We start from the raw sequence: 16,587 nt of genomic DNA, 5'->3' as shown, positions 1-16,587 counted from the left end.
AATCAAGAAAATGTTGCTACCTTTGCAGCCGATTTATAGCAATATAGTGTCTTATTTAATTAAAGTATTAAACAATTTAATTTATTAATGGAAAATTTGAAGAATGTAGCTCCTATTGAAGACTTCAACTGGGAAGCTTATGAAAATGGTGAAACAGTAACCAATGTAAGCCATGAAGATCTTGAAAAAGCTTACGATGGTACGCTTAACAAAGTAAACGACCGTGAGGTTGTGGATGGAACCGTAATTGCAATGAACAAGCGTGAAGTAGTTGTGAACATCGGTTACAAATCAGACGGTATCATCCCATTGAATGAATTCCGTTACAATCCTGACTTGAAGATTGGTGATACTGTAGAAGTGTACATCGAAAACCAGGAAGACAAAAAAGGACAACTCGTTCTGTCTCACAGAAAAGCCCGCGCTACTCGTTCTTGGGATCGCGTGAATGCTGCTCTGGAAAATGAAGAAATTATCAAGGGTTACATCAAGTGCCGCACTAAGGGTGGTATGATCGTAGACGTATTCGGAATCGAAGCTTTCTTGCCGGGTTCTCAGATCGACGTTAAACCGATCCGCGACTATGATGTATTCGTTGGAAAAACGATGGAATTCAAAGTGGTTAAGATCAACCAGGAATTCAAAAACGTGGTTGTTTCTCACAAAGCTCTTATCGAAGCTGAACTGGAACAACAGAAGAAAGAAATTATCGGTAAACTTGAAAAAGGACAAGTTCTCGAAGGAACTGTTAAGAATATCACATCTTACGGTGTATTCATCGACTTGGGTGGCGTAGACGGTTTGATCCATATCACAGACCTTTCTTGGGGCCGCGTTAGCGATCCGAAAGAAGTGGTTGAATTGGATCAGAAACTTAACGTTGTTATCCTTGACTTCGATGACGAAAAGAAACGTATCGCTCTTGGTTTGAAACAACTGACTCCGCATCCATGGGATGCATTGGATACTGACTTGAAGGTTGGTGACAAAGTGAAAGGTAAAGTGGTTGTTATGGCTGACTACGGTGCATTTATCGAAATCGCTCCGGGCGTAGAAGGTTTGATCCACGTTTCTGAAATGTCGTGGTCACAACACTTGCGTTCTGCACAAGACTTTATGAAGGTGGGTGACGAAGTGGAAGCTGTTGTATTGACTTTGGACCGTGAAGAACGTAAGATGTCTTTGGGTATCAAACAGCTGAAACAAGATCCATGGGAAACTATCGAAGAAAAGTATCCTGTAAACTCTAAGCATACTGCTAAAGTTCGCAACTTCACTAACTTCGGTGTATTCGTAGAAATCGAAGAAGGGGTTGATGGTCTGATCCACATCTCTGACTTGTCTTGGACTAAGAAAGTGAAACACCCATCAGAATTTACTCAGATTGGTGCTGATATCGAAGTTCAGGTATTGGAAATCGACAAAGAGAACCGTCGTTTGAGCCTTGGTCACAAACAACTCGAAGAAAATCCTTGGGATGTATTCGAAACAGTATTTACTGTAGGTTCAGTACACGAAGGTACAATCATCGAAATGTTGGATAAAGGTGCTGTTGTAGCTCTTCCTTACGGTGTAGAAGGTTTCGCAACTCCGAAACATCTTGTAAAAGAAGACGGTACACAAGCACAGTTGGATGAGAAGCTTGAGTTCAAAGTAATCGAGTTCAACAAGGACGCTAAGAGAATCATCTTGTCTCATAGCCGTATCTTCGAAGATGCTGCTAAGGCAGAAGAAAAAGCAGAAAAGAAAGCTACTGCTAAGAAAACTACTAAGAAAGAAGATGCTCCGATGATTCAGAACCAAGCTGCTTCGACTACACTTGGTGATATCGACGCTTTGGCTGCATTGAAAGAGCAGTTGGAAGGAAAGAATTAATTCTAAGAATTGTTTTAATAGTTGAGGAAGGGTACTCCGGTTTTCGGGGTGCCCTTTTTCTGTGATTATTATTTTTTTGCTTCGTTAGTGGTGCTGTGAAGTTTAAATCACCTATATTTGCATAGTATGGAAAAATTCGAATTACATATACTTGGGTGTGGCTCTGCTTTGCCTACTACCCGCCACTTTGCAACATCGCAGGTCGTGAATCTGCGTGAAAAGCTTTTTATGATTGATTGTGGTGAGGGGGCGCAAATGCAGTTACGCAAATCCCGGTTGAAGTTCTCCCGGTTGAACCATATTTTTATTTCCCATTTACATGGCGACCATTGTTTTGGGTTGTTGGGGTTGATTTCTACATTCGGGCTACTGGGACGTACAGCTGACTTACATATTCATTCTCCCAAAGGGTTGGAAGAATTATTTGCTCCAATGCTGGAGTTCTTTTGTAAGAAGCTGACTTTTCAGGTTTTCTTTCATGAGTTTGAAACTCACCAACCTGTTTTGATATATGAGGACCGTTCGGTTACAGTGATTACTATTCCATTGAGGCATCGTATCCCTTGTTGCGGTTTTCTGTTTGAAGAGAAGCCACGCTCCAATCACATTATCAGAGATATGATTGATTTCTACCAGGTACCTGTCTATGAGTTGAACCGGATTAAGAATGGAGCAGATTATGTGACTCCTGAAGGGGAGATTGTTGCCAATTCGCGTCTGACACGTCCCGCATCACCGGCACGAAAGTATGCTTATTGTTCTGATACTTGTTATCGGGAAGAGATAGTGGAACAGATAAAAGGAGCAGACTTGTTGTTTCATGAAGCTACTTTTGCCCAAAATGAAGCGGCGCGAGCCAAAGAGACTTTTCATTCAACGGCTGCACAAGCAGCAGAGATAGCCCGGGCAGCAGCAGTCAAGCAATTAGTAATCGGACATTTTTCGGCACGTTATGAAAATGAACAGATATTATTCAAAGAAGCGTCAGAGATTTTTCCGCCGACAATCTTAGCGAAAGAAAATCTTTGTATCTCTGTTGGAAACAACGAATAACCAGAATTGAAACCATAAATAAAAATACAGAATACGAGAAATTATGAGCCCTTATAACGAACGCGAAGTGCTGGAACTTCTTCAGGAGGAGAGTACGCAGCGGAAAGGATTTGAAATGATCGTGTCACAATACAGTGAGCAACTGTATTGGCAGATACGCAGGATGGTGTTGTCGCATGAAGATGCGAACGACCTCCTTCAAAATACTTTTATTAAGGCATGGACGAACATTGATTATTTTCGTGCTGAGGCTAAACTCTCTACCTGGCTTTATCGCATTGCATTGAATGAGTGTCTTACTTTTCTTAATAAACAACGTGCCAATATGGTTGCTATTGATGATCCCGAAGCTATTGGCGTGCAAAATCTTGAAAGTGATTCTTACTTTTCCGGTGACCGGATTCAACTGCTATTACAGAAAGCGTTGTTGTCTCTGCCGGAAAAACAGCGGATGGTGTTTAACTTGAAATATTATCAGGAAATGAAGTATGAAGATATGTCTGATATTTTTGGTACTTCAGTCGGAGCATTGAAAGCTTCTTATCACCATGCAGTGAAGAAAATAGAAAAGTTTTTCGAAGAGATTGATTAAACCTTTTAAGTTGCATGACGTCTAACAAAAAGAGAGGAGAAAAACGTATGAAAGAAGAAGATATCCTATTGAAGAAGATTGGAAAGGAGCATTCCTTCAAAGTTCCTGAAGGATACTTTGAAAATTTGACTTCAGAGGTAATGGATAAACTTCCCGAAAAAGAGAAAGTTGCTTTTAAGGAAGAGCCCGTTAGCACATGGACAAGGCTAAAACCGTTAGTATATATGGCAGCTATGTTTGTGGGAGCTGCCCTGATTATCCGGGTCGCTTCATCGGATCATAAGCCTGTAAATAATGATGTGGTAGCACCGGAGGCGGAAACAGAAGTGGTATCCGATCAGATGATTGATTTTGCGGTAGAAGGTGCTATGCTGGATGACTATTCATTGTATGTTTATCTGAGTGACGCAAGTGTAGAATGATTAATTAAAAGTTTGAATATTTAAAATGAAGAAATTAATTGCTTTAGTTGTTTTATTATGTAGTTTCGTTCCCTTTCTTTTGGCAGCCGACGGATGCGAGCAGCATTTGACTCCTGATGAATTTAGGGCAAAGCAAAAAGCATTTATTATAGAACAAGCAGGATTGACAAAAGAGGAGGCAACAAAATTTTTCCCGCTTTATTTTGAACTTCAGGATAAAAAGAAGGAGTTGAATGATGATTCTTGGAATTTAATGCGTAAGGGGAAAGAGGATAATGCTACTGAAGCACAATATGAACAGATTATCGGAAAGATTTGTGATAACCGTATCGAAGCCGATCGTTTGGATAAAGCTTATTTGGATAAGTTTAAAAAGATTCTGTCCTGGAAAAAAATATTTCTTGTGCAACGTGCGGAAACTCGTTTTCACAGAGAAATGTTGAAAACGATGAATCGTGGAGGAAATGATCCGAAGAGAGGCCGATAAATTGTTATATTAGCATATGGGTAACGCGTATTTTGATCCGGATGGATTAAAATACGCGTTTATGTTAAGTTATAATCCTTTGTTTTTTGCTTCATTCCAGATGGCATCCATCTCTTCAAGTGACATATCTTTGAGATTCCTTCCTTCTTTGATGGTATGTTCTTCCAGATAATTAAAGCGGCGGATGAATTTTTGGTTTGTAAGTTCCAACGCATTATCTGGATTGATTTTGTAGAGGCGTGCTGCATTGATTAAGCTGAACATCACATCTCCAAATTCAGCTTCGGCTTTCTCTTTATCCATATTGGCAACTTCTTCCTGAAATTCGCCGATTTCCTCTTTTACTTTCTCCCATACTTGCTCCCTTTCTTCCCAGTCGAAACCTACATTGCGTGCTTTGTCCTGAATCCGGTATGCTTTGATGAGTGAAGGAAGTGCGGCAGGAACTCCGCTTAATACACTCTTATTGCCATCTTTTTCTTTCAGTTTCAACTGCTCCCAGTTCTCGGATACTTGTCCGGCTGTTTCGGCTTTCACTTCTCCAAATACGTGTGGGTGGCGGAAGATCAATTTATCACAGAGTTTGTCGCATACATCTTTGATATCGAAATCTCCTGTCTCTGAACCTATTTTGGCATAGAAAGCAACATGCAGGAGTACGTCACCCAACTCTTTGCAAATATCTTGCTTATCATTTTTCATTATCGCATCGCAAAGTTCATACGTCTCTTCTATTGTGTTGGGGCGTAAGCTTTCATTGGTCTGTTTACGATCCCAGGGACATTTTACACGTAATTCGTCGAGAATATCCAGGAAGCGTCCGAAAGCTTCCATCTGTTCTTGTCTGGTATGTGGCATTTTGTTTCTATTTTATGATTAATTTTTCTGTTCAACCTTTTTCTTTTTATCTTTTAATGATTCTTGATAAGAGATCAGTAATCCTACTACTTCGGAATAATTCTGTTTTCCACTTCCAATCTTATTCCCTTTGAGGTAGAGATCGTAAATCCAGTCTTGGATATCCCCGATAATGGGACTATATTTAGCTGACCAATAGGCTTGGTTTTGCTTGGCTAGTTCAATAATTTCCGGTCGGATACGCTTGGCAAGTTTGGTATATTCTTCTTCTGAGAGTAATCTTCGGGCATTGCCTAATACATGGCCAAGTACTGAAAAATAACCGGAGAAGCGAATTCCTGTTGCTTGCGCACGGGTACAAACTTGATAAGCATAGAAGTTGGCTTCCGCTTCGCTGGTAATACCGAGTAAATGAGCCAATTCATGTGCATAAGTAGCTGGATAATTGATTGGAAGTAAATCACCGTTTAAAGTAAATTCACAGAAGAAAGGTCCCATGCTGCCGGTTACACCTACCATTGAAATAATTGGAGTAAACAGCATTGTTTTTACTTTGGGATGAGCGTGAGGTGGACGGTGAACGGCAAGGCTGTCACTAAGTTGATTGTATAACCGTACACTTTCTTTACGAATTAAATCTTGGCTAATGTTATTTAAAGGAGTATATGAACGGTTTAGCTGTGTGATGTATTCGTCTACAAAAGTCTGGAAGTTTTCCGGCGTATATGCCGTATATGGAATTCCGGTTCGTTGGTAAAAGTTCTTTTGTGAGTAGTTAAGTCCCCATGCCAGATAGAACCATACGTAAATCCATATCAGATATTCTATGTCGTTTAACAAGATTTTCTTCCAGGATAATTTCTTTCGAATTTTGACGTATATAGGATATACTATGACACCTACAATGCTGAGAAAAATAAATAAATCGCCTATTGCAAAAGGAAATAAGTTGGAAAATGCTGATAAAACATAGGAAATCCCCGGGTAAACTTTCTGGGAATAGATAGTTGCCAAAGCAGGAATATATTGTGTCATCCATACCAGAAGTAGTAATACTCCCAGAATGATATATCTAATTTTTAACCTCCGTTTCATCATTTATTCAGATTTGAAGTAACAAAAATATGCAATTAATAAATGTAACGCGAAAAAATACCTCTATATTTGCAAAAAAACTGTTAATACTAATTTGATTGTTAAACAGAAACGGAATAAAAGATGGCTACTACAGGAAAAATAGAATGAAATTGGGCCTCTATGAGTGCCTTATTTTTTGTAATTGCTGTTTATGAGGGATATAAATTCTTTTTCCGTCCACAGAATCAGCCGAAGGGTGACCGGATTTGAATTAAAATTATTAATTTTGCACCCGTTATTTTTCGAAACTATCATATTATATATAAAACAACATGGAATTAGCAAGTAAGTACAATCCCGCTGACGTAGAGGGAAAGTGGTACCAGTATTGGATGGAACACCGTTTATTTAGTTCAAAACCCGATGGACGTGAACCTTACACCATCGTCATTCCGCCTCCAAACGTCACCGGTGTGCTCCACATGGGACACATGCTTAATAATACCATTCAGGATATTTTAGTTCGTCGTGCCCGTATGGAAGGTAAAAATGCTTGCTGGGTACCGGGAACAGACCATGCATCTATTGCTACGGAAGCCAAAGTGGTGAATAAACTTGCTGCCCAAGGTATCAAGAAAACGGATTTGACTCGTGATGAATTCCTGAAACATGCATGGGAATGGACAGACGAACATGGAGGCATTATTCTGAAACAACTTCGTAAACTCGGGGCCTCTTGTGACTGGGAACGTACTGCTTTCACAATGGACGAAAAGCGTAGTGAAAGTGTAATTAAGGTGTTTGTCGATCTATTTGATAAAGGATTGATCTATCGGGGCGTCCGTATGGTGAACTGGGACCCGAAAGCACTGACAGCTCTTTCCGATGAGGAGGTTATTTATAAAGAAGAGCATGGCAAACTGTATTACCTCCGTTATAAAGTAGAAGGTGATCCGGAAGGGCGTTATGCAGTGGTAGCAACTACCCGTCCTGAAACGATCATGGGCGATACGGCGATGTGTATCAATCCGAACGATCCAAAGAATCAATGGCTGAAAGGCAAGAAAGTGATTGTTCCGTTGGTAAACCGTGTCATTCCTGTGATTGAAGATGATTATGTAGACATCGAATTCGGTACCGGTTGTTTGAAAGTGACTCCGGCTCATGATGTGAATGACTATATGCTGGGAGAAAAGTATAATCTGCCTACTATTGATATTTTCAATGATAACGGTACGTTGAGCGAAGCTGCCGGAATGTATGTCGGTATGGATCGTTTCGATGTCCGTAAGCAGATAGAGAAGGATCTGGAAGCTGCGAATTTATTGGAGAAAACAGAAGCATATACGAATAAAGTAGGTTATTCAGAGCGTACTAATGTGGTGATTGAACCTAAACTGTCTATGCAGTGGTTCCTGAAAATGCAGCATTTTGCAGAAATGGCATTACCTCCGGTGATGAATGATGAACTGAAGTTTTATCCTGCAAAATATAAGAACACGTACCGGCACTGGATGGAAAACATCAAAGATTGGTGTATCAGCCGCCAGTTGTGGTGGGGACATCGTATTCCTGCTTACTTCTTACCGGAAGGGGGCTATGTCGTAGCTTCGACTCCTGAAGAAGCACTGGCGAAGGCTAAAGAAAAGACAGGCAATGCCAACTTGAAAATGGAAGATCTCCGTCAGGATGAGGACTGCCTGGATACTTGGTTCTCTTCTTGGTTGTGGCCTATCTCTCTGTTTGATGGAATCAACCATCCGGGAAATGAAGAGATCAACTATTACTATCCGACAAGTGACCTGGTGACGGGACCGGATATTATCTTCTTCTGGGTGGCACGTATGATTATGGCTGGTTACGAATATGAAGGAAAGATGCCGTTTAAGAATGTTTACTTTACAGGTATCGTTCGCGATAAATTGGGACGGAAGATGTCCAAATCACTCGGTAACTCTCCTGATCCGTTGGAACTGATAGAAAAATACGGTGCTGATGGTGTACGTATGGGGATGATGCTTTCTGCGCCTGCCGGAAATGATATTCTTTTTGATGATGCGCTTTGCGAACAAGGGCGTAACTTCTGCAATAAGATATGGAATGCTTTCCGTTTGATTAAAGGTTGGAAGGTAGATAATACTTTGGTACCTACAGAGGCTGCTAATCTGGCTACACAATGGTTCGAATCCAAGCAAAACGAAGTAGCAGCCGAGATGGCGGATCTGTTCAGCAAATACCGGTTGAGTGAAGCATTGATGGCTGTGTATAAGCTGTTCTGGGATGAGTTCTCTTCCTGGTATCTGGAAATGATAAAACCGGCTTATGGACAAGGTATCGATAGCTGTACTCATAATGCTACTTTGTGTTTCTTAGATAATCTGCTTCATTTGCTTCATCCGTTTATGCCGTTCATTACGGAAGAGATCTGGCAACAGATGTATGAACGTAATGCGGAAGAGGGCGAAAGCTTGATGGTAAGTGCTTTGACTCTGGATACTCGTGTAGATACGGAGCTTGTCCAACAGTTTGAAGTGGTGAAGGAAGTGATTAGTAATATCCGAACGATCCGACTTCAAAAGAACATAGCACAGAAAGAAGCACTCGAATTGCAGGTAGTAGGAGAGAATCCGGTTGCTGCGTTCAATGCGGTTATTCAGAAGATGTGTAACCTGTCATCTATCGAGGTGGTTACCTCTAAAGCAGAAGGAGCTTCCTCTTTTATGGTAGGAACGGCCGAATATGCAGTACCATTGGGAAATATGATTGATGTGGAAGCTGAAATCGCCCGTATGGAAGCCGAACTGAAGCATAAGGAAGGTTTCTTGCAAGGAGTTATGAAGAAATTGAGCAATGAGAAGTTTGTAAATAATGCTCCGGCAGCTGTTCTTGAACTGGAACGTAAGAAACAGGCAGATGCAGAAAGTATTATCAGCTCTTTGAAAGAAAGCATTGCTGCACTAAAGAAATCATAATTATTTGATACTTAATAATGTGTAAATACGAGGTGCCTCAGGAATTTGAGGCACCTTTCTTTTTTTTTAGATTAAAAAAATACTATCTTTGTAATCTATTTATTACGACACGAATGAAACAAGTACTGAGAATTGCCGTCTTTTGTGGGTTGTTCTTTCTTCTGGAAGGAACCTTTTTGACTGCATCTGCTCGTAACGGACAATCTGAGAAAGAGATACTTTTTTTGAATTCTATCAATTTTAATCTTCCCTGGTCTAAGAATTTTTACTGGTATGTACATGATAAGCTCCAAAGCAAAGGTGTATCGGTAAAAGCTGAATCATTGTCTGTTCCGGCTTTGCTTGATACAGTGGAAGTAAAAGCCACGGTTACTTATTTACGACAAAAATATCCCCATCCTCCTACGGCAGTTGTTATCATTGGAGATCCCGGGTGGATTGTTTGCAGGGAATTGTTTGACGATATATGGAAGGAGGTACCGGTAATTATAACCAATTCTCGCGATCGTTTGCCTGCTACAATGAAAATACTGCTGTCACATGCTTCATTGACCGAAACAAACAGCGTTCCGGCTGAAAAGTGGAGGCAGGGATATAATCTTACCACTTTAGTGCAACATTATTATGTCAAGGAGACAGTAGACCTGATATATCAGTTGATACCCGATATGGAGCGTCTCGCGTTTATCTCCGATGATCGTTATATCAGTGAGGAAACCCGTGGAGATGTGAAAGATGCAGTAAAGGCAAACTTCCCTGAGTTGACATTAGATTTGTTATCAACTACCGAATTGTCTACCGAATTATTGTTGGATACTTTGCGCAGCTATAAAGCGAATACCGGAATTATATATTATTCTTGGTTTGAGTCTCATAATAAGGATGATAATAATTATCTTTTCGATCATATTCAGGATATTATTACTAATTTCACTCCTTCACCTCTGTTTCTTCTCTCATCCGAAGATTTGTCCAATAATACGTTTGCCGGAGGTTATTATGTTTCGGCAGAGTCTTTTGGAGATTCGTTGTTAGGTATATTAAATCGCATATTGTCGGGTGAGCAAGCACGGGATATTCCGGAAAGTGTAGGTGGCAAGGCAAGTGCGTATCTTTGTTATCCTGTACTTGAATCTCATAACATTCCCTCTTATCGTTATCCGGATAACGCTGTTTATATCAACTCACCTAAAACTTTCTTTGAACAATATAGGACTGCTATCTTATCTTGTCTGGTGATCATACTCATTCTGGTAGTTGCTATTTCTTATTACATTCGCATTCTTCGGAAAGCATACGATCATTTTAGAGATGCAATGGAAAAGGCAGAGCAAGCTAATAAATTGAAATCGGCCTTTTTAGCAAATATGAGTCATGAGATACGTACTCCGTTGAATGCAATTGTGGGTTTTGCCAATATGTTGCCGGAGGTAGAAGACAGAGAAGAAATGCGTGAATATACTGATATCATTGAAACAAACACCAATCTACTGCTTCAGTTGATAAACGATATTCTTGATATGTCGAAGATTGAAGCGGGTACTTTTGATTTTCATCCTTCATTGATAGATGTGAACCAAGTCATGGAAGAGATTGAACAGAGTATGAAATTGCGTTTGAAGGGAAATAAAGTGAGTATTACTTTTACTGAACGTTTGCCGGAATGTAGTTTATATGTAGACAAGAATCGATTGATGCAGTTGATATCTAATTTTGTTGTGAATGCTATCAAGTTTACAGAAAGTGGTTCTATTCGTATGGGATATCATAAAGAGGATGCTAATAATATCTATTTTTATGTTTCCGACACAGGTTGTGGAATGTCACATGAACAATGTGAGCATGTTTTTGAGCGTTTTGTAAAATATAACCCGTTTATTCAGGGGACGGGTTTAGGGCTTTCTATTTGTAGTATGATTGTAGAACGGCTGGGTGGTAAGATCGGAGTAAAGTCGGAAGAGGGAAAAGGTTCTACTTTTTGGTTTACTTTGCCTTATAGAGTGAGCCGGGGCTAGGCTTTTTGTTCAGAGGATGATCAGTGAAAAATAAAATCGCCGAAAGTCAATGGAACATTTCTTCCGGCGATCGCTATATTCTGTCTGATCTTCTTCTATTTTTCCAATAATTCTTTCAGGAAATCATCCAATTCTTTGTCCAGACCTTTTAGTAGTTCATCACTGATTAATAAGGTATCATCATCGACCAGTAACAATTCGGCTACGGTTTCCTTTTCTTCATCTACCAATACAAATGAATAAGGCTTTAGAATCGATACCTGTTCAAAATTACCGGCATTTTTCATCCTACAAAGAAGATTGCGCAAGGTAGTTTCTACAATGTCCATGAAGTCGTCACCTTCATATGTGGCCCATTCCTCAATCATCACGTCAGCCAGTTCCTCATCATCGTCATTAAAAATGTTGAGCCGTCCGGATGCCTGGTCGGTTTGCAAATGAATATCTGTTACGGCTGTCTGTTCACAGCCACATGCATATTTGCCGACTGCCTTTTGGATAGCCGATTCAATGGTAGATAGTGATTGTTGGCTCAATTTCATGGGATTCCTTTTTTTGTTAGTTCAAAGGTATGAAAAAAATAATAATTGCTGCATGATTTTCTTAAAAATCATCATTAAATCGACTCATTTGCATTTTTATCTTAGTTAATGAGTCATATCTTTTTTTTAATTCGGTGACATGGAGTGACGTTTGATAGAAATTGGGAATATCCCTCAAGTTTACATTCGTACTATCTTTAATTTGATCTACCTTATCAATCTTTTCCGCAAGTTTTTGTGCTTTGGTTGCCCATTCCACTGCTTGGGCAATGCTATCTTTCACTTCGTAATAGACAGCGATGTTGGTAGCGGCTCTCATTTTTTTCTTTTTTCTTTTTGTACCATTGAATGCTTCCAGCCAAAGCTTATAGGCATCATCCCATGAGCCTTCATGTACATAAACGCTTGCATCACGCATTTGTATGGACCCATTTGTATAAATAAAACGAGCGTCTTTCCTCCAGTACGGGATTAAATATTTAACAGGGATCGTACCGGCAAACTCAGCAGCTTCTTTTAGTATTTGTTCTTCCGAAATCATTCGTGCATTTATTTGTTCTTTCGTGCCAATTTCTTCCCAATAAATACTGTCGGTAGCTGTGATAGTGTTCATCGGTTTCTTTAATGAAGGGAGGTAAGTTCTTATAGTAGGAAATGCTTTTAGATCTATTGCCACATCATAAGTGCCATAATCATCCAGATTATAGACTGATCTTCCGGTTATAAATTGTACACCTTCCACTGCAATAATGAAATCTACTCCTAAATTTGATGTTAAGGTGCGAACCTCCTCCTGGCTTAATGTATTTTCACGGGGAATTCTATCATTCGCTCGTAAAGCAGAATCGCAGATAACAACTGTTTCAAAATAGTTTTGGTTTGCAATTTCTGCAGCGAGAGATTCGGCGACAATCCGGGGGTCGCCGTTAGCATAAGCTGAGGCACCTCTCATTTGCATCAGTTTAAATATACTTCCCGGAGCTGAAGCTGCCAGAATCAATGCACTGTCCGGGGGAGTACTACAGTTGTTCACTATAGCCACTTTCCGAAGTTCAGGTGGAAAGGATATTTCCGCAGGATGTACATATTCGATAGGAATTTGTTCCAAACTTTGGCAACTGCCAAAGAATAGTATGAACATGCAGGCAAATGCCAATGAATCTAATTTTGCCATAGTGCCGAATATTTAGTAGTTAAGTTTAAACAAAGATACTATTTTAAATGAAAAAAAGAAAGCCTCAAACAGTTTTTAACCGTTCGAGGCTTTCTTTTTTCCAGTTACTAATTGGGCATAATTAGCTATTTATAAACTAAGCATTTTTCCCGTGACAATTTTTGTATTTCTTGCCACTGCCGCATGGACAAGGGTCATTACGTCCTACTGTTTTTTCTGCACGTATCGGTTCGCGTTTTTGTGGTTCACGGGTATCCTGTTTAGCGGCGGCTTGTTGGTTCGGATCACTAAGATCTTGTTTCTGTTCGCGGTATTTGCTCATGTCCTGACGTTGTTCCGAAGTGGCCTGGCGAACTTCCACGCGTCGTGGAGCTTGTTCGTCAGGAGCTTCCTGCACAGGAATTTGTCCGCGCATTAAGATAGAGACTGTCTGGTTATTGATCTTGTTTACCATTGCGTCGAACAATGTTACTGACTCCAATTTGTAAATCAACAACGGATCTTTCTGTTCATAACTAGCATTCTGTACAGAGTGTTTCAGTTCGTCCAGTTCACGTAAGTTCTCTTTCCATGCTTCGTCGATAACATGTAACAGAATTGATTTCTCGAACGACTTAACTATTTCCTTGGATTCAGTCTCATAAGCAGTCTTCAGGTTACAAGAGATATTGTACATGCGTTTGCCATCTGTGATAGGAATCAGGATGTTCTCATACATTTGTCCCTGGTTCTCATAAACCTGTTTGATAACCGGATTAGCGATCTGAGCCAAACGTTCTGTTTTCCGTTTGAAGTTCTCCATTGCCATTGCAAAAGCCTTTTCTGCCAATGCCTCTTTCTTCTCGTTACGGAATTCATCTTCAGTGAATGGACATTCCATAGCTAATGTCTGGAGCATTTCCATCTTGCAGCCTTCGTAATCGTTGTTTTCGATAGCATTTGCGCAACGGTCCCAAACCATGTTTACGATATCCATACCGATACGTTCACCCATCAAGGCATGACGGCGTTTTGTATAGACAACTGTACGTTGCTTATTCATAACATCATCATATTCCAGCAAACGTTTACGGATACCGAAGTTGTTTTCTTCTACTTTCTTCTGTGCACGTTCAATAGAATTAGAGATCATTTTGTGTTCAATCATTTCACCTTCCTGGAAACCAAGTTTATCCATCACACTGGCAATACGGTCGGAAGAGAACAAACGCATCAGATCATCTTCCAATGATACGAAGAATACAGAAGAACCCGGGTCACCTTGTCGTCCTGCACGACCACGTAACTGGCGGTCTACACGACGTGACTCATGACGTTCTGTACCGATAATGGCAAGACCCCCTGCTGCTTTTACTTCCGGGCTCAGCTTGATGTCCGTACCACGACCAGCCATGTTGGTAGCAATGGTTACTGTTCCGCTCATACCGGCTGTGGCAACAATATCAGCTTCTCTTTGGTGCAGTTTAGCATTCAATACGTTGTGTTCAATCTTACGCATTGTAAGCATCTTGCTCAGCATTTCAGAGATTTCTACCGAGGTAGTACCCACCAATACCGGGCGTCCGGCTTGGACAAGTTTCTCGATTTCTTCGATAACAGCTTTATATTTCTCACGTTTAGTCTTGTAAACGCGGTCGTTCATATCTTTACGAGCAATCGGACGGTTGGTTGGAATAACGACTACATCCAATTTGTAGATATCCCAGAGCTCACCTGCTTCCGTTTCGGCCGTACCGGTCATACCGGAAAGCTTATGGTACATACGGAAGTAATTCTGCAATGTGATTGTAGCAAATGTTTGTGTTGCAGCTTCTACTTTCACACGTTCTTTAGCTTCGATAGCTTGATGCAATCCGTCAGAGTAACGACGACCTTCCATGATACGTCCGGTCTGTTCGTCTACAATCTTCACCTGTCCGTCGATTACTACGTATTCGTCGTCTTTTTCGAACATGGTGTAGGCTTTCAATAACTGATTGATTGTATGTACGCGTTCTGACTTGATAGCGTAGTTAGTCAGTAACTCATCCTTCTTTTGTAGTTTCTGTTCTTCTGTCAGTCCCGGCACATTTTCCAGTTCAGAAAGCTGTGCTGCGATATCGGGAAGTACGAATAAAGTCGGGTCTTCTGAATTACCGGTAATTAAATCTACCCCCTTATCAGTCAAATCTACGCTGTTCAGCTTTTCTTCAATAACAAAATACAACGGGTCGGTAACCTCGTGCATTCGTTTGTTATTTTGCTCCATGTAGATTTCTTCTGTCTTCAACATTCCGGCTTTGATTCCCTGTTCACTGAGGAACTTAATCAATGCCTTGTTTTTCGGCAGACATTTGTGACTGCGGTATAATGCAAGGAATCCCTCTTCAACCTCTTTTTTATCATCCGAAGCAATCAGCCTCTTCGCTTCAGACAGATATTTGGTTGCCAATACTTTTTGTGCTTCAACAAGTCGTTCCACCAGCGGACGAAGTTGTTCGAATAATTGGTCGTCGCCTTTGGGGACCGGACCGGAAATAATCAACGGAGTACGGGCATCGTCAATCAATACCGAGTCCACCTCATCGACGATAGCATAGTTGTGCTGGCGTTGTACAAGGTCTTTCGGGCTGATCGCCATATTGTCACGCAAGTAGTCGAAACCGAATTCGTTGTTAGTACCAAATGTGATATCGGCCAGATAAGCCTGACGACGAGCATCAGAGTTCGGCTGGTGACGGTCGATACAATCTACGCTTAATCCATGGAACATATAAAGCGGTCCCATCCATTCGGAGTCACGTTTTGCCAGATAGTCATTTACGGTTACCACGTGTACACCGTTTCCGGTCAATGCATTCAAGAATACAGGGAGGGTAGCCACGAGGGTTTTACCTTCACCGGTTGCCATTTCCGCAATTTTACCTTTGTGCAGAACTACCCCGCCAAATAACTGTACGTCATAGTGGACCATGTTCCACAATGTATCGTTACCACCGGCTATCCAGTGATTTTGGTAAATGGCTTTATCGCCTTCGATGCGTACAAAATCTTTGGTTGCAGCCAGTTCCCGGTCGAAATCGGTAGCAGTCACTACGATTTCCGGATTTTCAGCGAAACGTTTGGCAGTAGCTTTTACGATAGAGAAAGCCACCGGTAGTATCTCATCCAGTGCCTTTTCGTATTTTTCGAGAATTTCTTTTTCTATCTTGTCAATTTGAGCGAAAACTTCTTCGCGGTCTTCCAGTTCTATGCTTTCGATACTTGCTTTCAATTCTTCTACTTTCGCACGTTCAGTGCTAGCCGAGTCATAGATATATTGCTTGAGCTCTAGCGTTTTGGCACGTAGAGCGTCATTGTCAAGTGCTTCAACCTCAGGGTAAGCAGCTTTGATCTTCTCTACCCAGGGTTTGATTTCTTTCATGTCTCGAGTGGATTTATTTCCAAAAATCGAGCTTAAAATTTCATTAAATCCCATTTGTATTATTATGTTTATTATTTATCATACTGAAATAACGTGCGCAAAGTTACATTAAAATGC

The 16,587-nt window shown here is 40.7% G+C and carries 12 protein-coding genes; 7 read left to right on the top strand and 5 right to left on the bottom strand.

The features are described 5' to 3' along the window. Positions 1-87: 87 nt before the first annotated feature. The 5 genes from rpsA to CZ225_RS18855 all read left to right on the top strand — a co-directional run bounded on the left by rpsA (position 88) and on the right by CZ225_RS18855 (position 4,429). A complete protein-coding gene (gene rpsA, locus CZ225_RS18875) occupies positions 88-1,875 on the top strand; it encodes a 30S ribosomal protein S1 (RefSeq protein ID WP_077155021.1) in 1,788 nt (595 codons plus the stop codon). Positions 1,876-2,001: 126 nt separating this feature from the next. After that, entirely contained in the window at positions 2,002-2,928 is a 927-nt protein-coding gene (locus CZ225_RS18870; protein WP_077155020.1) for a ribonuclease Z, read from the top strand. A gap of 43 nt (positions 2,929-2,971) precedes the next feature. Further along, on the top strand, positions 2,972-3,520 hold the full coding sequence (locus CZ225_RS18865) for an RNA polymerase sigma factor (RefSeq protein WP_077155019.1): 549 nt from the start codon (positions 2,972-2,974) through the stop codon (positions 3,518-3,520). 47 nt (positions 3,521-3,567) lie between these two features. After that, positions 3,568-3,942: a hypothetical protein gene (locus CZ225_RS18860; protein WP_077155018.1), complete on the top strand. Its 375-nt coding sequence runs from the start codon at positions 3,568-3,570 to the stop codon at positions 3,940-3,942. A 25-nt stretch (positions 3,943-3,967) separates the two neighbouring features. After that, positions 3,968-4,429 carry a hypothetical protein gene (locus CZ225_RS18855; RefSeq protein WP_077155017.1) on the top strand — a complete coding sequence of 154 codons (462 nt, stop codon included), beginning with the start codon at positions 3,968-3,970 and terminating at the stop codon, positions 4,427-4,429. Positions 4,430-4,498: 69 nt separating this feature from the next. Here the strand turns inward: CZ225_RS18855 and mazG are convergent, their stop codons facing one another. Then, positions 4,499-5,287 carry a nucleoside triphosphate pyrophosphohydrolase gene (gene mazG, locus CZ225_RS18850; RefSeq protein WP_077155016.1) on the bottom strand — a complete coding sequence of 263 codons (789 nt, stop codon included), beginning with the start codon at positions 5,285-5,287 and terminating at the stop codon, positions 4,499-4,501. An 18-nt stretch (positions 5,288-5,305) separates the two neighbouring features. Continuing rightward, positions 5,306-6,385: a DUF3810 domain-containing protein gene (locus CZ225_RS18845; protein ID WP_077155015.1), complete on the bottom strand. Its 1,080-nt coding sequence runs from the start codon at positions 6,383-6,385 to the stop codon at positions 5,306-5,308. Between the two features lie 311 nt (positions 6,386-6,696). Between CZ225_RS18845 and CZ225_RS18840 the strand changes: the two genes are divergently transcribed. Continuing rightward, positions 6,697-9,336, top strand: a complete 2,640-nt coding sequence (locus CZ225_RS18840) for a valine--tRNA ligase (protein ID WP_077155014.1) — start codon at positions 6,697-6,699, stop codon at positions 9,334-9,336. A 113-nt stretch (positions 9,337-9,449) separates the two neighbouring features. Further along, the gene (locus CZ225_RS18835) at positions 9,450-11,351 is read left to right on the top strand and encodes a sensor histidine kinase (protein WP_077155013.1); all 1,902 of its coding nucleotides are present in this window, start codon (positions 9,450-9,452) and stop codon (positions 11,349-11,351) included. A 95-nt stretch (positions 11,352-11,446) separates the two neighbouring features. Here CZ225_RS18835 and CZ225_RS18830 read toward each other — a convergent pair whose 3' ends face one another. From CZ225_RS18830 to secA, 3 genes are all read right to left on the bottom strand, one after another. Next, the gene (locus CZ225_RS18830; protein WP_077155012.1) at positions 11,447-11,893 is read right to left on the bottom strand and encodes a hypothetical protein; all 447 of its coding nucleotides are present in this window, start codon (positions 11,891-11,893) and stop codon (positions 11,447-11,449) included. Between the two features lie 61 nt (positions 11,894-11,954). Then, on the bottom strand, positions 11,955-13,067 hold the full coding sequence (locus CZ225_RS18825) for a DUF6340 family protein (RefSeq protein WP_077155011.1): 1,113 nt from the start codon (positions 13,065-13,067) through the stop codon (positions 11,955-11,957). A gap of 136 nt (positions 13,068-13,203) precedes the next feature. After that, entirely contained in the window at positions 13,204-16,524 is a 3,321-nt protein-coding gene (gene secA / locus CZ225_RS18820; RefSeq protein ID WP_077155010.1) for a preprotein translocase subunit SecA, read from the bottom strand. Between the last annotated feature and the right edge of the window lie 63 nt (positions 16,525-16,587).

Origin of the sequence: Bacteroides bouchesdurhonensis (assembly GCF_900155865.1) — a bacterium.
Classification (GTDB): Bacteria; Bacteroidota; Bacteroidia; order Bacteroidales; family Bacteroidaceae; genus Bacteroides; species Bacteroides bouchesdurhonensis.
This window is presented reverse-complemented; position numbering and strand designations above follow the sequence as displayed.

Excerpts from the sequence above, each read along its gene's own strand:
- rpsA (WP_077155021.1), top strand. The coding sequence starts at position 88 with ATGGAAAATTTGAAGAATGTAGCTCCTATTGAAGACTTCAACTGGGAA.
- CZ225_RS18870 (WP_077155020.1), top strand. The coding sequence starts at position 2,002 with ATGGAAAAATTCGAATTACATATACTTGGGTGTGGCTCTGCTTTGCCT.
- CZ225_RS18865 (WP_077155019.1), top strand. The coding sequence starts at position 2,972 with ATGAGCCCTTATAACGAACGCGAAGTGCTGGAACTTCTTCAGGAGGAG.
- CZ225_RS18860 (WP_077155018.1), top strand. The coding sequence starts at position 3,568 with ATGAAAGAAGAAGATATCCTATTGAAGAAGATTGGAAAGGAGCATTCC.
- CZ225_RS18855 (WP_077155017.1), top strand. The coding sequence starts at position 3,968 with ATGAAGAAATTAATTGCTTTAGTTGTTTTATTATGTAGTTTCGTTCCC.
- mazG (WP_077155016.1), bottom strand. The coding sequence starts at position 5,287 with ATGCCACATACCAGACAAGAACAGATGGAAGCTTTCGGACGCTTCCTG.
- CZ225_RS18845 (WP_077155015.1), bottom strand. The coding sequence starts at position 6,385 with ATGATGAAACGGAGGTTAAAAATTAGATATATCATTCTGGGAGTATTA.
- CZ225_RS18840 (WP_077155014.1), top strand. The coding sequence starts at position 6,697 with ATGGAATTAGCAAGTAAGTACAATCCCGCTGACGTAGAGGGAAAGTGG.
- CZ225_RS18835 (WP_077155013.1), top strand. The coding sequence starts at position 9,450 with ATGAAACAAGTACTGAGAATTGCCGTCTTTTGTGGGTTGTTCTTTCTT.
- CZ225_RS18830 (WP_077155012.1), bottom strand. The coding sequence starts at position 11,893 with ATGAAATTGAGCCAACAATCACTATCTACCATTGAATCGGCTATCCAA.
- CZ225_RS18825 (WP_077155011.1), bottom strand. The coding sequence starts at position 13,067 with ATGGCAAAATTAGATTCATTGGCATTTGCCTGCATGTTCATACTATTC.
- secA (WP_077155010.1), bottom strand. The coding sequence starts at position 16,524 with ATGGGATTTAATGAAATTTTAAGCTCGATTTTTGGAAATAAATCCACT.